The organism is Blastococcus sp. SYSU D00813, from assembly GCF_054050735.1.
The window spans coordinates 70,979-91,254 of sequence record NZ_JBJGZX010000008.1 but is presented as its reverse complement, the minus strand read 5'-3'; the positions used below and the strand labels follow the sequence as shown (position 1 = coordinate 91,254).

The following is a 20,276-nucleotide window of genomic DNA, read 5'->3' as shown; positions in this document are numbered from 1 at the left end:
GGAGGACCGCCGTGCGCGGACGGCCCTAGGACGACGGCGGGGTGCGCAGATCGCCGCGGACCCGCCGCGCCAGCGTCTCCGTCGCCTTGCGGTTGCCCCGCGCGCCCAGGGCGGCACCCGCCAGCAGCGGCGCGGCGGCGGGGGCGCTGCGGGCCAGCCGGCGGCCCAGGCGGCGGCGCAGCGCCCGGAAGCCGGCGCTGCCCAGCACCGTCCCGAGGCCGGCGCCCCCGGCCCGGTCGACGGCGTGCTGCGCCGACCAGCTGGCCAGGTAGGCCATCGCCCGCTCGCGCGCGTCGCCGGCCGGCGCGCGGCCGTACAGCTCGTGCAGCTCGCCGAGCAGGACCACCTCGACGGCCGCGGTCAGGGCGGTCTCGGCGGCCAGCTCCAGCGGCAGCGCCACCATCGACGGCGGCGCGAACCAGTGCGCCGCCGACAGCCCGCCGGTGGCCGCGCCGACCGCGGCGGTGAGCCGGCCGGCGCGCTGGACGAGCGCGTCGGCGATCTCCTCGTCGGAGGCGCCGGGGTACGCCGCGCGCAGCCGGGCGGCGTCGCGGATCGGCAGCCGCGGGACGGCGGCGGCCAGCAGGTCGCCGAGCAGCGCGCCCGGAGCCCAGGCGGCGTCGTCGCCCGACCCGGTCGCTGCCCCGGCCCGCCGTCCGCGGGCCGAGCCGACAGCGGCCGCGACGGCCGCCGCGACGTCGCGCAGCGTGCTCCCGGCGGCGCGGGCGCCGCCGGGACCGGTCGCCTCGGTCCGGCCGCCGGCCCGCTGGTCGCCCAGCAGCCCGGTGACCGCCTCGGCGAACAGGCGCGCCGCGCGGGCCGGGCCGCTCTCGGCGTCCGGCCCACCCGGCGCGGGGACCGGCCGCGGCGGCGGGACGTCCCGCGCCGGGCCGGTGCGGTGGTGCTCGCTCACGGACCCGCGGCCGACTAGGCGGCGCAGTCCCGGCAGTACAGCTGGTCGCCCTTGGTGGCGGCCAGGCGGCTGCGGTGCTGGACCAGGAAGCAGCGGGAGCAGGTGAACTCGTCCTCCTGCTTGGGCAGCACCCGGACGGTCAGCTCCTCGTTGCTCAGGTCGGCGCCCGGGAGCTCGAGGTTCTCGTTGAAGTCGGTCTCGTCCACGTCGACGGACGAGGACTGCGCCTCCGCGCGCCGCGCCTTGAGCTCCTCCAGCGAGTCCTCGCCGAGCTCGTCCGCCTCGTTGCGGCGCGGGGCGTCGTAGTCGGTGGCCATGGGATGTGCCCCTCCTCCGGGGTCCTGTCGGGCTGTCGCCCGCCTCGTCGACGGCGGCGCTCGTGGCGCCGCCGCCCTGGCCGGCCGCGCGAGCGGCCGGGTGGTCGGTCCCGCCGCCCGGCGTGTCTCGCCGGCCGGCGGTGGTCCGTCGCCGGGCACCCCGTGTACCAGCGACGGACGCGGCGCACGGAGGACCGGCAGGCCCCCCAACGCCGTGCGGTCCCGGTTTGTGCCCGGCTGCCGTCGACCGACACCTGGGCGCCGGATCGGGCCCGGGGGCCGCGGAGCGCCAGAGGTTACCCTGCGGCGGTGTCGACCTCCGTGGGTGCTGATCCAGCCGTCGTCGGGCCCTACCTCGCCACCGCGCTGGACGACCGCCGCTGGGAGCGGGTGACCGTCGACCTGATCGCCGCCGGCATGTCCAACCTCACCTACACGGTGACCCCGGAGGGCGGCTCGGCGGCGGACGCGGTGATCCTGCGCCGGCCGCCGACCGGGGCCGTGCTCGCCACCGCGCACGACATGCAGCGCGAGCACCGGGTCATCTCCGCGCTGGGCGGGACCGCCGTCCCGGTGCCGCGGACGCTGCACCTGTGCACCGACGAGTCCGTGCTGGGCGCGCCGTTCTACGTGATGGAGAAGGTCCACGGCGTGCACGTGGTCGACGCGCTTCCCCCCGGCTACGCCGACGAGCCCGCCCAGCGCCGGGCCATCGGCGAGGGCCTGGTCGACGTGCTGGCCGACCTGCACGCCGTCGACCCCGAGGCGGTCGGGCTCGGCGACTTCGGCCGCCCCGAGGGCTTCACCGCCCGCCAGGTGCGGCGCTGGACCAAGCAGTGGGACGCCACCCGCGACCAGGACCGCCCCGGCATGGACGCCCTCGCGGCCCGGCTGGCCGAGACGGTGCCGGCCACGCAGCGCTCGGGCGTCGTGCACGGCGACTACCGGCTGGACAACTGCCTGCTCGACCCCGACTCGCCCGGCCGGATCCGCGCCGTCCTGGACTGGGAGATGTCCACCCTCGGCGACCCGCTCACCGACATCGGCATGCTCTTCATCTACTGGCCCGAGGCCGGCGAGGACCCCGCCGCGGTGCAGAGCCCCGTGACCGCGCTGCCCGGCTTCCCCACCCGGCGGGAGATCGCCGAGCGGTACGCCCGGCGCAGCGGCATCCACCTGGACGACCTGAACTGGTACGTCGGTTTCGCGTTCTTCAAGTTCGCGGCGATCGTGGCCGGCATCGTCGCCCGCTCGAAGGCCGGCGCCATGGCCGGCAAGGACACCAGCGGCTACGCCGACCGCATCGACGGCTGCGTGGAGCGGGGACGCGCCGCGCTGGACGACGGTGCGATCTAGCCGGCGCACCCGCGCCTAGACTGCCGCGCCGTGGGACTGGAACAGCGGTGAGCACGACCACCGACCGCCCGGCGGTCCGGCCGCGCAGTGGCCGCCGTCCCCTCCCCCCGCTGATCTTCCTGCTCGTCCTCGCCATCGCCGCGCTCGGCGTGTGGTGGAAGGTCTTCGGCGACGCCGCGGCCGAGGAGGAGCGCCAGGCCGACGCCTGCGCCGTCGCCTCCACCGCCCCGCCGCAGCTGGACCCCACCACGGTGCGCCTGCGGGTCTTCAACGCCACGGACACCGCCGGCCTCGCGCAGCAGGTCGCGGCGGACCTGCAGGGGCGCGGGTTCGTGGTGGAGGAGATCGCCAACGACCCCACCGACCGCGAGGTCACCGGCGTCGGCGAGCTCCGCCACGGCCCCCGCGGCAACGACGCCGCCGCCTACATGAGCGTGTACCTGCCCGGCGCGGGCGACTGGGTCGACACCCGCGCCACGGACCTGGTCGACGTCGTCATCGGGCCGGAGTTCGCCGGCCTGCCGACCCCCGAGGACGTGGCCGCGGTCCTCAACCCCGCCTCCGAGGCCGCGGCGGAGTGCGAGTCGGACGTCGCCGCCTGACGGAGGGCCCCGCCGCCCCCCGCTCGCCGGCTCGCGGCGGGCCCCTGCAGCGCGGCCGGCTCAGGCGTCGTGCAGGCGGGCCACCAGGTCGACGAACGGCCCGGCCACCGAGGGGGCGACCGCGACGGCCATCGGGTCGGCGAACGCGCGCCCGGGCAGCCCGGTGACCACCACACCCGCCTCGGCGGCCACCAGCGCCCCGGCCGCGTGGTCCCACGCGTTGAGGCCCAGCTCGTAGTAGGCGTCGGCCCGCCCGGCGGCGACCGTGCACAGGTCCAGCGCCGCGGAGCCGTGCCGGCGGATGTCCCGCACCCGCGGCAGGAGCTCGGCGACCACCGCGCCCTGCGCCCGGCGCTGCTCGACCCGGTAGCCGAACCCGGTGAGCACCAGCGTCTGCTCCAGCGACGACGGGCTGCTCGCGCTCAGCCGCGTCGGCTCCGGCCGCGCCGGCGACGTCTCGTGCGCGCCTCCGCCGGCCGTGGCCGTGTAGACCTCGCCGGTCAGCACGTTGTGCACGACCCCGGCGACCACCCGGCCGTCGACCTCCGCCGCGATCGACACGGCGAAGGCGGGCAGGCCGTAGAGCAGGTTCACCGTGCCGTCGACCGGGTCGACGACCCACCGCACCCCGGTGGTCCCCGGCCGCTCGCCCCCCTCCTCGCCGAGCAGACCGTCGCCCGGGCGGGCGCCGAGCAGCCGCGAGGTGATCAGCTCCTCGGCGGCCCGGTCGACGGCGGTGACGACGTCGGTCGGGCTGGACTTGGTGTCGACCTGCGCGCCGGCGCCCGCGCGCTCGCGGGCGATCAGCTCCGCGGCATCCCGGGCGGTCGCCACGGCGAGGTCGAGCAGGACGGCGGGAGAGGGGTGCGCGGTCACGCGGCGATCCTCCCCGTCCTGCATAGTCTGACGCCGTGCAGGGGTTCGGCGTGGACATCGGCGGCAGCGGCATCAAGGGGTGCGTGGTCGACCTCGACCGCGGGGAGCTCGTCGGCGAGCGGGTGCGGATCCCCACCCCGCAGCCCTCGCTGCCCGACCCGGTCTGCGACACGGTCGCCGAGATCACCAACCGCTTCGGCTGGACCGAGCGGGTCGGCGTGACCTTCCCCGGCGTCCTGAAGAAGGGCGTCGCGCACACCGCGGCCAACGTCGACAAGAGCTGGCTGGGCACGAACCTGGCCGCCGGCGTCGAGGAGCGGATCCCCGGCACCGTGCAGACGCTGAACGACGCCGACGCCGCCGGGATCGCCGAGATGCGCTACGGCGCCGGCCGCGGCCACGACGGCGTGGTGCTCATGCTCACCTTCGGCACCGGCATCGGCAGCGCGCTTTTCACCGACGGCGTCCTCGTGCCCAACACCGAGTTCGGCCACATCCAGGTCGACGGCGAGGACGGCGAGGCCCGCGCCTCGGCCTCGGCGCGGGAGCGGGAGGACCTGAGCTACCCGGAGTGGGCGCGCCGCGTCGACCGCTACCTCGACGTCCTCGAGGCGGGCCTGTGGCCCGACCTGATCATCGTCGGCGGCGGGGTGAGCAAGAAGTCGGACAAGTGGGTGCCGCTGCTGTCCACCCGGACGCCGGTCGTCCCCGCGCAGCTGCTCAACGACGCCGGCATCGTCGGCGCGGCGCTGGCCGCCGCCGAGCGCATCGGCCGCTGATCCGCGCGGCCCGGGGGGCCCGGTCACCCGGACCGGTGACGGCCGCGGGCGGGCCGACGCCCCCTCCGGGCGAGGTCGCGACGGCGAACGCGGTGGAACCGGACCGCGGCGTCGTTACAATGGAAGAGCCCCGCCCCGTCGCTCCAGCCGAGAGGCATCCCCCAGCCGCGCGCCGGTCAAACGCCGCGCAGGGCACCGGGGTCCCCCCTCGCGCCCGCCGACGCGGTCGAGGCCGCTACCCGGGAGCCGATCGGTCCCCCGGGGAACGGGACCCAGCACGGGAAGGAACCCTGAGTGCCCGCCGAAACGCCAGCACCGGACACCGCCGCCGCGAGCACCGCGAGTCGCTCGAGGACGGCCGCCGGCAAGGCCGCTCCCGCGGCCCGCAGCAAGAAGGCCCCGGCGAAGACCGGCACCACCAAGAGCCGTACCAAGCCCAGCATCGCCCCGTCGCCCGGCGCGGGTGAGGGCGGCGCCGTGCTGACCGCCGTCGCGACCGAGGACTCCGCGGTCGCCGTCGTCGACGGCGGGGAGGGTCTCAAGATCGACGAGACCGTCGTCGCCGGCCCCGACGGCCCTGAGAACGAGGCCGCCGCCGAGGAGACCGCCGAGGGCGGGGACTTCGAGTGGGACGACGAGGAGGAGTCCGAGGCGCTGCGGCAGGCCCGCAAGGACGCCGAGATGACCGCCTCGGCGGACTCGGTCCGGGCCTACCTCAAGCAGATCGGCAAGGTCGCGCTGCTCAACGCCGAGGAGGAGGTCGACCTCGCCAAGCGGATCGAGGCCGGTCTCTACGCGGCCGAGCGGCTGCGCCAGGTCGAGGAGGAGGGCCAGAAGCTCTCCCCGCAGATGCGCCGCGACCTCAACTGGATCGTCCGCGACGGCGAGCGCGCCAAGAACCACCTGCTGGAGGCCAACCTCCGCCTCGTGGTCTCCCTGGCCAAGCGCTACACCGGCCGCGGCATGGCGTTCCTGGACCTGATCCAGGAGGGCAACCTGGGCCTGATCCGCGCGGTCGAGAAGTTCGACTACACCAAGGGCTACAAGTTCTCCACGTACGCGACGTGGTGGATCCGCCAGGCGATCACCCGCGCCATGGCCGACCAGGCCCGCACCATCCGCATCCCGGTGCACATGGTCGAGGTCATCAACAAGCTCGGCCGCATCCAGCGCGAGCTGCTCCAGGACCTCGGCCGCGAGCCGACGCCGGAGGAGCTGGCCAAGGAGATGGACATCACCCCGGACAAGGTGCTGGAGATCCAGCAGTACGCCCGGGAGCCGATCAGCCTCGACCAGACCATCGGCGACGAGGGCGACAGCCAGCTCGGCGACTTCATCGAGGACTCGGAGGCCGTGGTCGCGGTCGACGCGGTGAGCTTCACCCTCATGCAGGACCAGCTGACCAGCGTCCTGCAGACGCTGTCGGAGCGGGAGGCCGGCGTCGTCCGGCTGCGGTTCGGCCTGACCGACGGCCAGCCGCGCACGCTCGACGAGATCGGCCAGGTCTACGGCGTGACCCGTGAGCGGATCCGCCAGATCGAGTCCAAGACCATGTCCAAGCTGCGGCACCCCAGCCGCTCGCAGGTGCTGCGCGACTACCTGGACTGAGCGAGGACGACCGACGACGGCCGGTGCCCCCTCGGGGCGCCGGCCGTCGTCGTGCGGCGGGGACGTGTGGTGCCGGTGTCTCCGGTGTGACCTCTGTTTCGGTGAGGTCACGATCTCACCCTCTGGTGCCGGGTGGGCGGTGTACGACCACACCGGACGGGTATCCGGCGTAGCGTTGGGGACGCAGAGAGCAGCAGCGGACCCACTGCCGGAGCAACCCGGCGCACGGAACCACGACAGACCGACCGACGACAGATCAGCACCACCCAGTGATGAGTCCCTGCTGGACCCACCGGCACCACCGGTCACGGGGTCCCCGCCACGACGGCGGGTCCCGCGGTCGACGCGCCGGCCCGGGAACACGGGAGGCCATCCTGGCGCTGTGCAGGAGGCCGATCCGCAGCCGCGGGTCCGTGCGGTAGAGAGCGAGTGATGACCCAGATGACCCAGACGCTGACGACGACCACGCCCGCCGACGACCTCGTCGTCCCCTTCCACTGCGACCGCTGCGGAGCGCTGGCCAAGGTGCGGGTCGTCCTCCCCAGCGGCAGCGACCTCGTGTTCTGCGGGCACCACGCCCGTGAGTACGAGGGCAAGCTGCGCGACATCGCCGCCGACATCATCGAGACCGACGGCGAGTAGCCCGACCTCACCCGATCGAGGCGCTATCGTCGCGTACAGCGATGAAGCCCTCACCCGACGCCGCCGCCGGTGTCCCCCGTTCGCGTGACGCGGACGAGGGCCCGGCGGCTCCGTCGTTCCCGGGTAGCACCGGTCGACGGCCACCCGAGGAACACCCCATGCCGCAGCAGCACGTGTCCGCCGACGAGACGACCCGTCTCGAGGACGCCGTCCCCGCCGCCCCCGAGCCGGCCCGTCCCGCGGAGCCGTCCGGCGAGGCCGGGGCCGACCGGGTGACGGCCGACGCGACGCCGGCCGACCAGGTGACGGCCGACCCGACGCCGGCCGACCAGGTGACGGCCGACGCGACGCCGGCCGACCCGACGCCGGCCCCCGGCGACACCCCGTCCCCGGCCGGGACCGCGGCGTCGGCAGCCGAGACCCCGGCAGCCGAGACCCCGGCCGCCGAGGCCCCGGACGCCGACGCCGGGCTCTCCGACGAGACCCGCCCGGTGCCCCGCGACCGGGGTCCCGTCCCGGCCGACCGCACGGCGCCCCCCGCGCCCGTCCTCGCCGGCGAGCCGGCCCCACCGGCGGAGCCCGCGCCGGCCGCGTGGGACCAGACCGCCGACATCCGCTTCGCCCCCGGGCAGGCGCCCGGCCAGGTCGCCGCCGCCTCCTCCCCGGACGCGGCCGCCGGCCGGCCCGGCGCGCAGCACACCACGACGCCCGTGGAGCACCTGCCGGCCCCCGCCGCGCCGGCGCCCGCGGCCGCGGACTCGACCGCGGTCCTCGGCGCGCCCCTCGACCCCACCGCCGCCGGTCCCGCGGCAGCGGGCCCCGCCCCCGCGCCCGGCGGGTCCGACGGTCCCCCGGGCGGCGGTGACGGCGCCGCTGCGGCACCCCGCCGGCCCTGGTGGCGGCGTCCCGCCGTCCTGGTCCCCGCCGCGGCGGTCGCCGTCCTCGGCGGCGCCTACGGGGTCGACGTGCTGGTGGCCGGCGACGACGTCCCGCGCAACACCGTGGTGGCCGGGGTGGACATCGGCGGCCTCTCCCCCGACGAGGCCGCTCGCGAGCTCGGGCAGCTGCAGGAGCGGATCTCCGCCGAGCACACGCTGCAGGCCGGCGAGGTGACCGCGCCGTTCCTGCCCGCCGAGGCCGGTGTCGCGCTGGACGTCGACGCGACCGTCGACGCCGCCTCCGGGCAGCCGCTCAACCCCTGGACCCGGCTGACCAGCTTCTTCACCGAGCGCGAGGTGGACCCGGTGCTCAGCGGTGAGGAGGCCGTCGTCGCCCGCGTCGACGCCCTCGCCAACGAGGTGGACCTGGTGCCGGTCGACGCCGGCATCGCCATCGAGGGCACCACCGCCACCGTCACCCCGCCCGTCGCGGGCAGCCTGCTCGACCGGGAGGGCGCGGTCGAGGCCATCGAGGCCGCGCTGGCCACCGGGGACCCCGCGGATCCGATCGAGCTGCCCGTCGAGGAGGTCCCGTTCGCGGTGACCGCCGAGGAGGCGCAGCGGGTCCTCGACGAGGTCGTCGCGCCGGGCCTGGCCGCGCCGGTGACGGTGGACAGCTCCGACGGCAGCGCCTCCGTCGAGGTGCCCGTCGAGGCCATCGCGGCCTCGCTGACCTTCACGCCGCAGGAGGACGGGCAGCTCGCCGTCGGCATCGACCCGGCGCGGCTGGCCGAGGCGATGGGCGAGGACCTCACCGCCTTCGGCGAGCCCGCGCAGGACGCCCGCTTCGAGGTGGTCGGCGGCGCCGTGCAGGTCGTCCCGTCGGTCGACGGCACGGGCATCGACCCCGCGTCGCTGGCGACCGCGCTGGTCGACGTCCTGCCCTCCCCCGCGCCGCGCGCGGTGACCGCCGAGCTTGGGCCGGTCCCGGCCGACCTGACGACCGAGGAGGCCCAGGCGCTGGGCATCCGCGAGGAGATCAGCAGCTTCACCACCTCGACGGGCAACAGCGCCAGCGGCACGAACATCCGCGTGGTCGCCGAGGAGGTCGACGGCGCCCTGGTGCTCCCCGGGGAGACCTTCAGCCTCAACACCTACACCGGACCGCGCGGCACCGCGCAGGGCTACGTGCCGGCCAACGTCATCAGCGGCGGGCAGCTGTCCACCGCCGTCGGCGGCGGGATCAGCCAGTTCGCCACCACGATGTTCAACGCGGTGTTCTTCGCCGGGCTCGAGGACGTCTACCACAAGCCGCACACGTTCTACATCAGCCGCTACCCCGCCGGGCGGGAGGCGACGGTCTTCGAGGGCCAGATCGACCTGCAGTGGCGCAACGACTCCGACACCGGCGTCTTCGTCGACACGCAGTGGGTGCCGGCCGCCGGCGGGGGCGGGTCGATCACCGTCACCTTCTACGGCACCAAGCGCTACGAGGTCGAGGCCGTCGAGGGCCCGCGGACCAACTACCGCTCGCCCCGGTCGCTGGAGAAGCCCGACGACGGGTCCTGCATCTCGCAGACCGGCGTCCAGGGCTTCGACGTGACCGTGACCCGGATCTTCCGCGACCTGCAGACCCGCGAGGAGATCCGCCGGGAGACGTTCAGCACCTCCTACGCGGCCGAGGACAACATCCGGTGCGTGCCGGTCGCCCCGGAGCCCGACCCGACCGCGCCGGACCCCAGCGCGCCGCCGGCGTCGGCCCCGGCACCGGCGCCGGGACCCGCCGGACGCCGGCCGGCCGGACGACGGGCCGCCTGACCGGGAGGGTCCCGCAGGCCGCGACACCCCTCGCCGTCCCGCTCCCCGCAGGTCCGGCGTGCACACTGGGCGGATGAGCGCCGTGCTGCCCGGGGGCTCCCCGGCGCACGCCGGCGAGCCCGCCGACCTCCCGCCGGAGGCCGGCCCGTCCGGCGGCACGCCGTCCGGCAGCACTCCGTCCGGCAGCACTCCGTCCGGCAGCACCGCCTCGGGTACCGGCCGGACCCGGTCGCCGTCCCGGTGGACGGCGCCGGTCCGGGTGCCGGCGCAGGTCCTGGGCCGGACGATCGCCAAGGCGTGGCAGGACCGCATCCTCGGGCTCTCGGGCGAGGCGGCGTTCTGGCAGGTGCTGGCCATCCCGCCGCTGCTCATCGCCCTGCTCGGGTCGCTGGGCTACCTCGGCGACTGGATCGGCGGCGACGCGGTCACGCGCATCGAGGACCAGCTGGTCGACGCCTCGGCCAACGCGCTGACCACCGACGTCGTCGACGACCTGGTGCGCCCGACGCTGGCCGACATCCTGGGTTCCGGGCGGCTGGACGTCGTCAGCCTCGGCTTCCTGCTCACCCTCTGGGCGGGCTCCTCGGCCACCGCGACGTTCATGAACACGATCGTCATCGCCTACGGCCAGCGCGACGTCCGCGGGCCGATCGCCACCCGCCTCATGGCGCTGTGGCTGTTCGTCGTGGGCCTGCTGCTGGCCGTCCTCACGCTGCCGCTGCTCGTGCTGGGGCCCGGCCTGCTCGTCGACCTCCTCCCCGCGGACTGGCAGGGGACGGCGACCGTCCTGGTGAACGCCGTCTACGGCCCCATCGTGCTGATCGGGCTGGTCCTGGGGCTCACCAGCTTCTACCACGTGATCCTGCCGCGCCGGCTGCCCTGGCGGCGGCACCTGCTCGGCACCCTGCTGGCCATCGGGTTCTTCGTCGTGGCGGCCACGCTGCTGCGGGTCTACATCGCCGACATCCTCGTCACCGCGCTCCCCTACGGCGCGCTCGCGACCCCGATCGCCGTCCTGCTCTTCTGCTTCTTCTTCGGCATGGCGATCCTGCTCGGCGCCGAGCTGAACGCCACCATCCAGGACCGCTGGCCGGCGCCGTTGCGGCGGCACGAGAAGCGGCGGCAGCAGCGGCGCGCCGAGAAGCTGGAGCGCGCCCGCCGCCTGGACGAGTTCTAGCCGTTCACTCCTTGCGGAGCTGCTCGTAGATCTCCTTGCAGGCGGGGCAGACCGGGCTGCCCGGCTTCGGGCTCTTGGTCACCGGGAAGACCTCACCGCACAGCGCCTCCACCAGCGTGCCCATGACCGCGCTCTCGGCGATCTTGTTCTTGCGCACGTAGTGGAAGACCTCGTTGGCGTTGCCGGTGTCGCCCTCGCGGACGTCGGGCTTCTCGAGGAGGTCGGTGCTGCTCACGACAGGCTCCCAGGATCGGGGGGACGGGGCTCGTCCGGAGGTCCGGACACCGCCGTCCATGATGACAGGGTGACAGCACCACTCCCCTCCCCTCCGCTCCAGGTGTCCTCCGAGGTCGCCGACGCGCTCGCCTCCGGCGCCCCCGTCGTCGCGCTGGAGAGCACCCTGCTCGCGCACGGCCTGCCCCGCCCCGACAACCGGGCCGCGGCCGACGAGGTGGAGGCCGCCGTCCGCGCCGGCGGCGCCGTGCCCGCGACCATCGCGGTGCTGGACGGCGTCCCCCACGTGGGCCTGACCCCCGAGCAGGTCGACCGGGTCTGCGCCGACCCCGACCTGGCCAAGCTCGGTGTCCGCGACCTGCCCGTGGCCGCCGCCCTCGGCCTGTCGGGCGCCACCACCGTCTCCAGCACGGCCCTGCTGGCCGAGCGCGCCGGCATCGGGCTGTTCGCCACCGGCGGCCTGGGCGGCGTGCACCGCCAGTCGGTCGACACCTTCGACGAGTCCGCCGACCTCACCGCGCTGTCGCGGACCTCGCTGGCCGTCGTCTGCGCGGGGGTGAAGTCCATCCTCGACGTCCCGGCCACCCTCGAGCGGCTGGAGAGCCTGTCGGTCACCGTCATCGGCTACCGCACCCGCAGCTTCCCCGGCTTCTACGTGGCCGACTCGGGCTCGCCGCTGGACTGGTCGGTCGAGGACCCCGCCCAGGCCGCTGCCGTGCTCGCCGCGCGGCGCCGGCTGGCTCCGGGGGCCGTCGTCGTCGCCAACCCGCTGCCGGTCGACGAGCAGCTCGACCCCGAGCTGCACGACCGCGTCATCGCCGACGCGCTGGCCGCCGCCGAGGCCGCCGGGGTGCGCGGCAAGGGCGTCACCCCGTTCGTCCTCGACCACCTGCACCGCGCCAGCGCCGGCGCCACCCTCGAGGTCAACGTGCGGCTGGTGCTGCGCAACGCCGAGCTCGCCGGCCGCATCGCCGCCGCGCTGGCCGCGCTGCCGGCCTGAGCGCCGTGCGACCGGTCGTGGTCGTCGGCGACGTCGCCACCGACGTCGTCGCCGTCCTCTCCGGCGAGCCGGCGCCCGGGTCCGACCGGCCGGCTGCCATCCGGAGCCGCGGCGGCGGCGCCGGCGCGAACGTCGCCGTGCACCTGGCCAGGCAGGGCGTCCCGGTGACCTTCGCCGGCTGCGTGGGGGCGGACCCCGCCGGCGCCGCGCTGGTGGCCGAGCTCGCCGCGGCCGGGGTGGACGTCGCGGTGCGGACCGTGGCCGGCGGCGTCACCGGCACCATCGTCAGCCTCGTCGAGCCCGGCGGGGAGCGCAGCATGCTCGCCGACCGCGGCGCGAACCTCGACCTCGCGCCGGACGACGTGCCGTCCCCGGCGGCCGGGGGGCACCTGCACCTGTCGGGCTACACGCTGCTGGACCCGCGGCCGCGTGCCGCCGGGCTCGCCGCGCTGGCCGCGGCCGCGGCGGGCGGGGCCACGACCTCGGTCGACCCGGCCTCCACCGGGCCGCTGGCCGCCCACGGGGTCGACCGCTGGCTGGCCGACACCGCGGGCGTGACGCTGCTGCTGCCCAACGCCGACGAGGCGCGGCTGCTCACCGGCTGCGCGGACGTCACCGACGCCGCGCGCGCCCTGGCCGCGCGGCACGCCGCGGTCGCGGTCACCCTGGGCGCCGAGGGAGCGCTGTGGTGCGCCGGGGACGCCCTGGTGCACCGGCCGGCGCCGGCGACGGCGGTGGTCGACACGACCGGCGCGGGCGACGCCTTCACCGCCGGTCTGCTCGCGGCCTGGCTGGCCGACGGGGACGCGGACCCTGCCCGCCTGCTCCACCGCGGCGCGGCCGTGGCCGCCGAGGTGGTGCGGCGTCCGGGCGCCCGCTGACCGGCCAACCGTGACCTGATCGTGACCGGAACTGAGGCTAGGGTGCCCTAAGTTCGGTGAGCCTCACCTCTCCATCTCCGGATGGGCGGCGGCCCACTCCCCCCGGGCCGCGAGGTGCCGACCGCCCGGCGCGCACCGCGCCGTCCCCCGACCGGAAGGACCCCATGCGCCGCGCCCCGCGCCTCGCCGCGCTCACCACCGCCGCCCTGATGGTGGGCGGCCTCGCCGCCTGCGGCGACGACTCGTCGGACGACGCCTCCGGCGGCGGCGACACGATCACGATCGAGCACGCCTTCGGCACCACGACGATCGAGGGCACCCCCGAGCGCGTGGCCACGGTGCAGTGGGCCAACCACGAGGTCCCGCTGGCCCTCGGCGTCGTCCCGGTCGGCATGGCCGCGGCCAACTTCGGCGACGACGACGGCGACGGCCTGCTGCCGTGGGTCTCCGAGCGGCTCGAGGAGCTGGACGCCGAGACCCCGGTGCTGTTCGACGAGACCGACGGCATCGACTTCGAGGCGGTCGCCGACACCGAGCCCGACGTCATCCTGGCCGGCTACTCCGGGCTGACCCAGGAGGACTACGACACCCTCAGCGAGATCGCCCCGACCATCGCGTTCCCCGAGGCGCCGTGGGCGACCCCGTGGCGGGAGATGATCGAGATCAACGCCGCGGGCATGGGCATGGCCGAGGAGGGCGAGCAGCTCGTCGCCGACCTCGAGGCCGAGATCGCCGACACCGTCGCGCAGTACCCGCAGCTCGAGGGCCGCTCGACGATGTTCCTCACCCACGTCGACACGACCGACCTGAGCGAGGTCAGCTACTACACGCCGTTCGACACCCGCAGCGCCTTCTTCGAGGACCTGGGCCTGGCCACCCCGGCCAGCGTCGCGGCCGCGGCGACCGACCCCGAGCAGTTCTCGGGGACCATCAGCGCCGAGCAGATCGACACGCTGGACGACGTCGAGATCATCGTGACCTACGGCGACCAGGAGCTGGTCGACGCGCTCAGCGGCGACCCGCTGCTGTCGCAGATGCCGGCCGTCGCCAACGGCGCGATCGTCCTGCTGCCCGACACCCCGCTGGGCACCGCCGCGAACCCGACCCCGCTGGCGATCTCCTGGGTGCTCGAGGACTACGTGGGCCTGCTCGCCGCGGCCGCCGACAAGGCCGGGTCCCCGGCCGCGTGATCCCCGCTCCGTGACCTCGGTCCACCCCGTCCCGACCCCGGCCGCCGCCACCCGGCGACGTCCGGGGTCGGTCCGGTTCCTGTGGCTGCTCGTCGTCCTCTCGGTCCTGGTCCTGCTCGCGGCCGCCTCGGTGGCGATCGGCTCGCGCGGGGTCGGCTGGTCCGACGTCCTCGCCGCGCTCGGCGGGTCCTCGGAGACCATCGAGGAGGCGGCGGTCACCAAGCGCATCCCCCGCACCGTGCTGGCCGTCCTGGTCGGCGGGGCGCTCGGGCTCGCCGGCGCGGTCATGCAGGGCGTGACGCGCAACCCCCTGGCCGACCCGGGCGTCCTGGGCATCAACATGGGCGCCTCGCTGGCCGTCGTCGCCGGCATCGCCTGGTTCGGGCTCTTCACCGCGACCAGCATCGTCTTCACGGCGATCTCCGGCGCCGCCCTCGCGGCGGTCTTCGTCTACGCCGTGGGCTCGCTGGGCCGCGGCGGCCCGACGCCGCTCAAGCTGGCCCTGGCCGGGGCCGCCACCTCCGCCGCGCTGACGTCGTTCATCACCGCCATCGCGCTGCCCCGGGGCGACATCGCCGCCAGCGTGCAGTCCTTCCAGGTCGGCGGCGTCGGGGGCGCCACCTTCGACACCATCACCCCGGTGCTGCCGTTCCTGGTGACCGGCCTGGCGGTCAGCCTGCTCTCGGCCCGCAGCCTCAACTCCCTGGCGCTGGGCGACGAGCTGGCGGCAGGGCTCGGCGAGCGCGTCGCCCGGGCCCGCGCGCTTGCGGCGTTCGGCTCGGTGGTGCTCTGCGGCGCGGCGACCGCGGTCGCCGGCCCCATCTGGTTCGTCGGGCTCGTGGTGCCGCACCTGTGCCGGCTGCTGGTCGGCGTGGACCACCGGTGGCTGCTGCCCTTCTCGGCCCTGGCCGGCTCCTGCCTGCTGGTCGCCTCCGACGTGCTCGGCCGCGTCGTGGCCCGCCCGAGCGAGCTCGACGTCGGCATCATCACCGCGCTGGTGGGCGCGCCGTTCTTCATCGCCGTCGTCCGCCGGCAGAAGGTCCGGGAGCTGTGACCGCCGTCGTCCCCGCCCCGCCCGCCACCGTCGAGGCGGTCGCCCGCGACCGGGTCCGCCGTTCCTCCCGCCGCCGGCTGGTGATCACCGTCCTGTCGGTGCTCGTCGTCGCGACGTTCGTCCTGACCCTGATGGTCGGGCGGACGTCCTACCCCATCGACGAGGTCGTCCGGGTGGTCCTGGGCGAGCGCGTGCCCGGCGCCACCTTCACGGTCGGGCGGCTGCGGCTGCCCCGCGCGGTCCTCGCCGTCGTCGCCGGGCTGAGCTTCGGCCTGGCCGGCGTCACCTTCCAGACGATGCTGCGCAACCCGCTGGCCAGCCCGGACGTGATCGGCATCAGCTCGGGCGCCAGCGCGGCCGCCGTCATCGGCATCGTCGTCCTGTCGCTGGACGGGGCGACCGTCTCCACGCTGGCCGTCGCGGCGGCCCTCGGGGTCGCGCTGGTGATCTACGGCCTGGCCTCCAGGGGCGGGGTCGCCGGCACCCGCCTGATCCTCATCGGCATCGGCGTCGGCGCCATGCTCAACAGCGTCATCCAGTACGTGCTGACCAAGGCCGGGCAGTGGGACTACCAGGAGGCGCTGCGCTGGCTGACCGGCAGCCTCAACGGCGCCACGTGGACGGCGGTGCTGCCCGCACTGGTCGCGCTGGTGGTGCTCGGTCCGCTGCTGCTCACGCAGACGAGGGACCTGTCGGCGCTGCAGCTGGGCGACGACACCGCCGCCGCGCTCGGCGTCCGGGTCGAGCGCACCCGGCTGGTCGCCATCGTCTGCGCGGTCGGCCTGGTCGCCTTCGCCACGGCCGCCTGCGGGCCGATCGCGTTCGTGTCGTTCCTCGCCGGGCCGATCGCCGCGCGCGTCGTCGGGCCCAACGGCTCCCTGCTGGTGCCCGCCGCGCTGGTCGGGGCGCTGCTGGTGCTGGTGGCCGACCTCGTCGGGCAGTTCGCGCTGGGCACGCGCTACCCGGTGGGCGTCGTCACCGGCGTGCTGGGCGCGCCGTACCTCATCTACCTGATCATCCGCACGAACCGGGCCGGAGGCTCACTGTGACCGCCACCCACTCGCTCACCGCCGAGGAGCTCACCCTCGCGTACGGCGAGCGCACGGTGATCGAGGGCCTGGACCTCGCCGTCCCCGCCGGCCGCATCACGGCGATCGTCGGCGCCAACGCCTGCGGCAAGTCGACGCTGCTGCGGTCGATGTCGCGGCTGCTGTCGCCGCGGGCCGGGCAGGTCCTGCTCGACGGCCGGGCGGTGCACCGGATGCCGGCCAAGGAGCTGGCCCGCACGCTCGGGCTGCTCCCCCAGTCGCCGATCGCCCCCGAGGGCATCACCGTCGCCGACCTCGTCGGCCGCGGCCGGCACCCGCACCAGGGGGTCTTCTCCCGGTGGAGCCGGGAGGACGACGCCGCGGTGGCCGCCGCCCTCGAGGCGACCCAGACGGTCGCGCTGGCCGACCGGGCGGTCGACGAGCTGTCCGGCGGACAGCGGCAGCGGGTGTGGATCGCGATGGCCCTGGCCCAGCAGACCGACCTGCTGCTGCTGGACGAGCCGACCACGTTCCTCGACGTCGCCCACCAGGTCGAGGTCCTGGACCTGCTGACCGACCTGAACCGCACCCGCGGAACGACGATCGTCATGGTCCTGCACGACCTGAACCTGGCGGCGCGCTACGCCGACCACCTGGTCGCCATGGCCCAGGGGCGGGTGCACGCCGTCGGCACGCCGACGGAGGTGCTCACCGAGGAGTGCGTGCGCGCGGTCTTCGGGCTCGACAGCCGGGTGGTCCTGGACCCCACGTCGGGCGCGCCGCTGATGCTGCCGCTGGGCCGCCACCACGTGACGACCCCGGCGGAGGTCTCCCCGCGCGGCTGAGCCGGCCCCGGGCTAGTGCTCGATGACCCGGCCCGGCTCGATGGCCCGGCGGGTGGCGGCCGGGTCGTCGAGGATCCGGTCCGGCGCCGGCGGGCGGTAGCGGTTGGGGTCGATCTTCTTCTTCGGCGGCCGGTCGTTGGCCATGACGACGGCGACCCACGGCAGCACCGTGCCCAGGACCGCGAAGGCGATCGCCAGCCACAGGATCTGGTAGAACGCCGCCGCCAGCACGACGCTGACCAGGCGGACCGCCATGGTGATCACGTAGCGGCGCTTCCGGGCGGCGTGCTGCTCGGCGAGGCTCGGCGCCGCCTCGGTGATCAGCACCGGCTCTGCTCGCCGGAGTCGTGCGAACTGCTCGCTGGAGGCCACGGGTGCCCTTCCCTGGACCGGCCGGGGGTGGTGGCGAGGAGTCGGCGAGCATGTCCGTCGGCCCCGGAGCCCCCGGCTCCTGGCGCCCATCGTGCCACCCGATCGCGCACGATGCAGGTGCCTCCGGGGCCTTTCTGCGAGCCCGGTCAGGACGCCGCGGCGGTCTTCGCGGCCTGCTTCTTCTCCTGCTTGGTGCGGCGCACCTCGGCCAGCGACTCCGGGCCGGTGATGTCGGCGACCGAGCGGCGCGACCCCTCCTCGCCGTACTCGCCGGCGGCCTCCCGCCAGCCCGCCGGGGTGACCCCGTACTGCTTGCCGAGCAGCGCCACGAAGATCTTCGCCTTCTGCGCACCGAAGCCGGGCAGCTCCCCGACCCGCCGGAGGAGGGCCTCCCCGTCCGGGGCGTCGGCCCACAGCGCCTCGGCCCGGCCGTCGTAGCGCTCGACCAGCAGCCGGCACACCGCCTGGGCGCGGGCGGCCATCGAGCCCGGGTAGCGGTGCACCGCGGGCGGGCCCTGGAACCAGGCGGCCACGCGCTCGGGGTCGGTGTCGGCGATCTGCGCCGCCGAGAGCGTCTCCACGCCCATCCGGTCGGCGAGCAGCCGCGGACCGGAGAACGCCCGCTCCATGGGGAACTGCTGGTCGAACAGCATCCCGAGGAGGAGGGCCAGCGGGTCGCGGCCGAGCAGCTCGTCGGCGCGCGGGTCCTGGGTCAGGGTCAGGGTCGGCACACGGGAGATGGTGCCGTAGGGCCGACCATGCGCAACCACCCGCCAGAAGGAGCGCCTCCCAGGCGGGGCGGGTGCCCCCTGTCTCCGACGGAGCCAGGCGGCACGGGCGGGCGGGACCGACCCCTACGCGAGAGTCAGGGGGAGTGGCTGGCACCTCCCGGCTGGGCTCCGACACCGTCGACCTCGGTCCGCATCCGCTGACCACTCCCTCGGCCCAGCTGCTCACCACGACACCGAGACGGAGCTCCGCGGCAGGAACCGGTCCCGGTGTCGTCCGCACGCGGAGCTCCTCCAGGCGACCACGACCGGCGCAGCGGAGCGCCGTCAAGCGGCTCAGCCGGGTTGCCGGACGAACCCCCGAGCGGCGTCGGCGGCCTGTTGCGCGACGTTGACCGCCTCGGTCACCGCCCGTCCGTGCGCTCCGCTCACGCGGAAGCGCGCCATGCGGGCGATCGCTGCCGGTGCGGGCGGCAAGTGGCCGAGCTGCGTCATCATCCCGAGGTCGTCACGCACGGCGATGTGTTCGGCGAACAGCCCGTCGCGGAGACGGTAGATGTGGCACTGGCGAACGGCGAAGGACCGTCCGGTGGGCGGGAAGGCGACCGGCTCAGCCCCGGGCGGGAAGACGACGAACGGGCCGGTCTGGCGCCCGCGCATCCAGACATGGGTGATGACCCGCTCGTCGTCGGCCGCGGTCTCGATGAGCTCGAAGCCGAAGCCGGGCCAGGCCAGGCGCAGCCATGCGCTGCTGGCCATGAAGCCCGGGAGGCCGACTTGGGCGCAGGCCGGTGGCTCGTCGGTGGACATGTGATTGACGGCTTCGGGGTGCAAGGTCCGGGCCAGGAGCTCCTGATCTCCGGCCGCGAACGCCCTGAAGCACTCGTCTGCCATGCGAACGGCATCCATAGGTCCTCCTCCGGCGCCGCCCCGACGGACGGCGGAGCCTGCAGGATGGCGGCTGCAGGAGGTGCTCGACAGGGGAGGAGTGCCCCGCCGTCCGGACGGTGGCTCGCCTGGTGGGGACGCCCAAGCAGGGAGCTGCCCCGACGCGTCAGCGCAGGTCGACGAGCCTGGTCCTGACTACCTGTGCTGCGCAGCGGCGTCCTGGCGGGTGTGGACGCGGGCACCGGTCGGGACACCGCGGCTCGCTCGCTGCTGCCCTCTCCGCCGCTCGTGGTTCGGAGATCGGTGAGCGCGACCCCCCGGCGCGGCCGTCGCTCCGTGCCCTCAGCCTCCGTGCCCTCCCACACGACGGCGACGTCGCTGCCGCCCTGTGGCTGTGTCAGGCACCCCGACGAGCAGGGCCAGCGGGTCGCGGCCGAGCGACCCGTCGACGCGCGGGGCCCGGGTGCGGCGGAGGTCGGGCGCCGCGCCATCCAGCCCGACTCGCCCGCTCGGGCCGCCGCTCAGCCGGCCAACCGGAGGAGCGCCGCGCGGATCTGCGCGGCGTCCATCGGGTCGGTGGACAGGGCGCTGTGCAGCACCAGGCCCTCCACCAGGGCGTCCGCCTCGCGGGCGGTCACCGGGTCCAGGTGCCGCTCGAGGCTGCGGCGGCTGCGCGACATCCTGTCCTGCGTGACCGTGCGCAGGGCCGGGTCGCGCGCCGCCGCGGTGTAGAGCTCCACGGCGAGGACGAGGTCCCGGCCGGAGGCCGGCAGGTCGCAGGTGAGGTGGTCGGCCAGCGCGTCCAGCGCCGCTGTACGGTCCGAGGCGGCCCGCATGCGCTCGTCCAACCGGGCCGCGACGGCGTCGACGTGCCGGGTGAACGCCGCGGCCAGCAGCCCCGATGGTGATCGCCCACGGCGCCCAGCAGCTCCTCGAGCAGCCGCCGGCGGAGCGGGCCCCCCGGTCAGGGAGCCGAAGTGGTAGGTCAGCGAGCCCAGGGGTCGCCGGCGAGCATCCGCTCGCGCATGGTGCGGGGGTCGTCGGGGGCGGGCAGTGAGGTCAGAGGAACGACCGTACGCAACGGCGGGAC

At 75.6% G+C, this 20,276-nt stretch carries 21 protein-coding genes; 13 read left to right on the top strand and 8 right to left on the bottom strand.

Annotation, left to right across the window (positions count from 1 at the left end; all coding sequences use genetic code 11):
• Positions 1-25 precede the first annotated feature (25 nt).
• Together ACI8AX_RS07945 and ACI8AX_RS07940 are read right to left on the bottom strand one after the other, a co-directional pair.
• A complete protein-coding gene (locus ACI8AX_RS07945) occupies positions 26-913 on the bottom strand; it encodes a hypothetical protein (RefSeq protein WP_456549252.1) in 888 nt (295 codons plus the stop codon).
• Positions 914-927: 14 nt separating this feature from the next.
• Positions 928-1,230, bottom strand: coding sequence for a DUF4193 domain-containing protein (locus tag ACI8AX_RS07940; protein WP_089306675.1), 303 nt, complete (start codon positions 1,228-1,230; stop codon positions 928-930).
• A 309-nt stretch (positions 1,231-1,539) separates the two neighbouring features.
• Between ACI8AX_RS07940 and ACI8AX_RS07935 the strand changes: the two genes are divergently transcribed.
• Both ACI8AX_RS07935 and ACI8AX_RS07930 read left to right on the top strand, forming a co-directional pair.
• A complete protein-coding gene (locus ACI8AX_RS07935) occupies positions 1,540-2,586 on the top strand; it encodes a phosphotransferase family protein (protein WP_456549251.1) in 1,047 nt (348 codons plus the stop codon).
• A gap of 47 nt (positions 2,587-2,633) precedes the next feature.
• Positions 2,634-3,188 carry a LytR C-terminal domain-containing protein gene (locus ACI8AX_RS07930; RefSeq protein WP_456549250.1) on the top strand — a complete coding sequence of 185 codons (555 nt, stop codon included), beginning with the start codon at positions 2,634-2,636 and terminating at the stop codon, positions 3,186-3,188.
• 60 nt (positions 3,189-3,248) lie between these two features.
• Here the strand turns inward: ACI8AX_RS07930 and ACI8AX_RS07925 are convergent, their stop codons facing one another.
• Complete coding sequence (locus ACI8AX_RS07925; RefSeq protein WP_456549249.1) at positions 3,249-4,064, bottom strand: inositol monophosphatase family protein; 816 nt, start codon at positions 4,062-4,064, stop codon at positions 3,249-3,251.
• Between the two features lie 35 nt (positions 4,065-4,099).
• On the opposite strand from ACI8AX_RS07925, the gene ppgK reads away from it, so the two are divergent.
• The 5 genes from ppgK to ACI8AX_RS07900 all read left to right on the top strand — a co-directional run bounded on the left by ppgK (position 4,100) and on the right by ACI8AX_RS07900 (position 10,966).
• The gene (gene ppgK, locus ACI8AX_RS07920; protein ID WP_456549248.1) at positions 4,100-4,843 is read left to right on the top strand and encodes a polyphosphate--glucose phosphotransferase; all 744 of its coding nucleotides are present in this window, start codon (positions 4,100-4,102) and stop codon (positions 4,841-4,843) included.
• 294 nt (positions 4,844-5,137) lie between these two features.
• Positions 5,138-6,451, top strand: coding sequence for an RNA polymerase sigma factor (locus tag ACI8AX_RS07915; protein ID WP_456549247.1), 1,314 nt, complete (start codon positions 5,138-5,140; stop codon positions 6,449-6,451).
• A 432-nt stretch (positions 6,452-6,883) separates the two neighbouring features.
• Positions 6,884-7,093, top strand: coding sequence for a DUF7455 domain-containing protein (locus ACI8AX_RS07910; protein ID WP_456549246.1), 210 nt, complete (start codon positions 6,884-6,886; stop codon positions 7,091-7,093).
• Positions 7,094-7,251: 158 nt separating this feature from the next.
• Complete coding sequence (locus tag ACI8AX_RS07905) at positions 7,252-9,789, top strand: VanW family protein (protein WP_456549245.1); 2,538 nt, start codon at positions 7,252-7,254, stop codon at positions 9,787-9,789.
• 73 nt (positions 9,790-9,862) lie between these two features.
• The gene (locus ACI8AX_RS07900; RefSeq protein ID WP_456549244.1) at positions 9,863-10,966 is read left to right on the top strand and encodes a YihY/virulence factor BrkB family protein; all 1,104 of its coding nucleotides are present in this window, start codon (positions 9,863-9,865) and stop codon (positions 10,964-10,966) included.
• Positions 10,967-10,970: 4 nt separating this feature from the next.
• On the opposite strand, the gene ACI8AX_RS07895 is transcribed toward ACI8AX_RS07900, so the two are convergent.
• Positions 10,971-11,201 (bottom strand): DUF3039 domain-containing protein, encoded by a 231-nt coding sequence (locus ACI8AX_RS07895; RefSeq protein ID WP_456549243.1) that lies wholly within the window; start codon positions 11,199-11,201, stop codon positions 10,971-10,973.
• A gap of 69 nt (positions 11,202-11,270) precedes the next feature.
• Between ACI8AX_RS07895 and ACI8AX_RS07890 the strand changes: the two genes are divergently transcribed.
• The 6 genes from ACI8AX_RS07890 to ACI8AX_RS07865 all read left to right on the top strand — a co-directional run bounded on the left by ACI8AX_RS07890 (position 11,271) and on the right by ACI8AX_RS07865 (position 17,198).
• The gene (locus ACI8AX_RS07890) at positions 11,271-12,200 is read left to right on the top strand and encodes a pseudouridine-5'-phosphate glycosidase (RefSeq protein WP_456549242.1); all 930 of its coding nucleotides are present in this window, start codon (positions 11,271-11,273) and stop codon (positions 12,198-12,200) included.
• Positions 12,201-12,205: 5 nt separating this feature from the next.
• Positions 12,206-13,081, top strand: coding sequence for a carbohydrate kinase family protein (locus ACI8AX_RS07885; protein WP_456549241.1), 876 nt, complete (start codon positions 12,206-12,208; stop codon positions 13,079-13,081).
• A 164-nt stretch (positions 13,082-13,245) separates the two neighbouring features.
• Entirely contained in the window at positions 13,246-14,271 is a 1,026-nt protein-coding gene (locus ACI8AX_RS07880; RefSeq protein ID WP_456549240.1) for an iron-siderophore ABC transporter substrate-binding protein, read from the top strand.
• Positions 14,272-14,281: 10 nt separating this feature from the next.
• Positions 14,282-15,325 (top strand): FecCD family ABC transporter permease, encoded by a 1,044-nt coding sequence (locus ACI8AX_RS07875; RefSeq protein WP_456549239.1) that lies wholly within the window; start codon positions 14,282-14,284, stop codon positions 15,323-15,325.
• Complete coding sequence (locus ACI8AX_RS07870) at positions 15,322-16,374, top strand: FecCD family ABC transporter permease (RefSeq protein WP_456549238.1); 1,053 nt, start codon at positions 15,322-15,324, stop codon at positions 16,372-16,374. The genes ACI8AX_RS07875 and ACI8AX_RS07870 overlap by 4 nt, the downstream gene beginning before the upstream one ends.
• Positions 16,371-17,198 carry an ABC transporter ATP-binding protein gene (locus ACI8AX_RS07865; protein WP_456549237.1) on the top strand — a complete coding sequence of 276 codons (828 nt, stop codon included), beginning with the start codon at positions 16,371-16,373 and terminating at the stop codon, positions 17,196-17,198. The genes ACI8AX_RS07870 and ACI8AX_RS07865 overlap by 4 nt, the downstream gene beginning before the upstream one ends.
• Before the next feature lie 12 nt (positions 17,199-17,210).
• Here the strand turns inward: ACI8AX_RS07865 and ACI8AX_RS07860 are convergent, their stop codons facing one another.
• From ACI8AX_RS07860 to ACI8AX_RS07845, 4 genes are all read right to left on the bottom strand, one after another.
• Positions 17,211-17,525, bottom strand: a complete 315-nt coding sequence (locus tag ACI8AX_RS07860) for a DUF3099 domain-containing protein (RefSeq protein ID WP_456549236.1) — start codon at positions 17,523-17,525, stop codon at positions 17,211-17,213.
• A 191-nt stretch (positions 17,526-17,716) separates the two neighbouring features.
• The gene (locus ACI8AX_RS07855; RefSeq protein ID WP_456549235.1) at positions 17,717-18,301 is read right to left on the bottom strand and encodes an HhH-GPD-type base excision DNA repair protein; all 585 of its coding nucleotides are present in this window, start codon (positions 18,299-18,301) and stop codon (positions 17,717-17,719) included.
• Between the two features lie 333 nt (positions 18,302-18,634).
• The gene (locus ACI8AX_RS07850) at positions 18,635-19,207 is read right to left on the bottom strand and encodes an ester cyclase (protein WP_456549234.1); all 573 of its coding nucleotides are present in this window, start codon (positions 19,205-19,207) and stop codon (positions 18,635-18,637) included.
• A 500-nt stretch (positions 19,208-19,707) separates the two neighbouring features.
• On the bottom strand, positions 19,708-20,022 hold the full coding sequence (locus ACI8AX_RS07845) for a TetR family transcriptional regulator C-terminal domain-containing protein (protein WP_456549233.1): 315 nt from the start codon (positions 20,020-20,022) through the stop codon (positions 19,708-19,710).
• Positions 20,023-20,276: the final 254 nt, after the last annotated feature.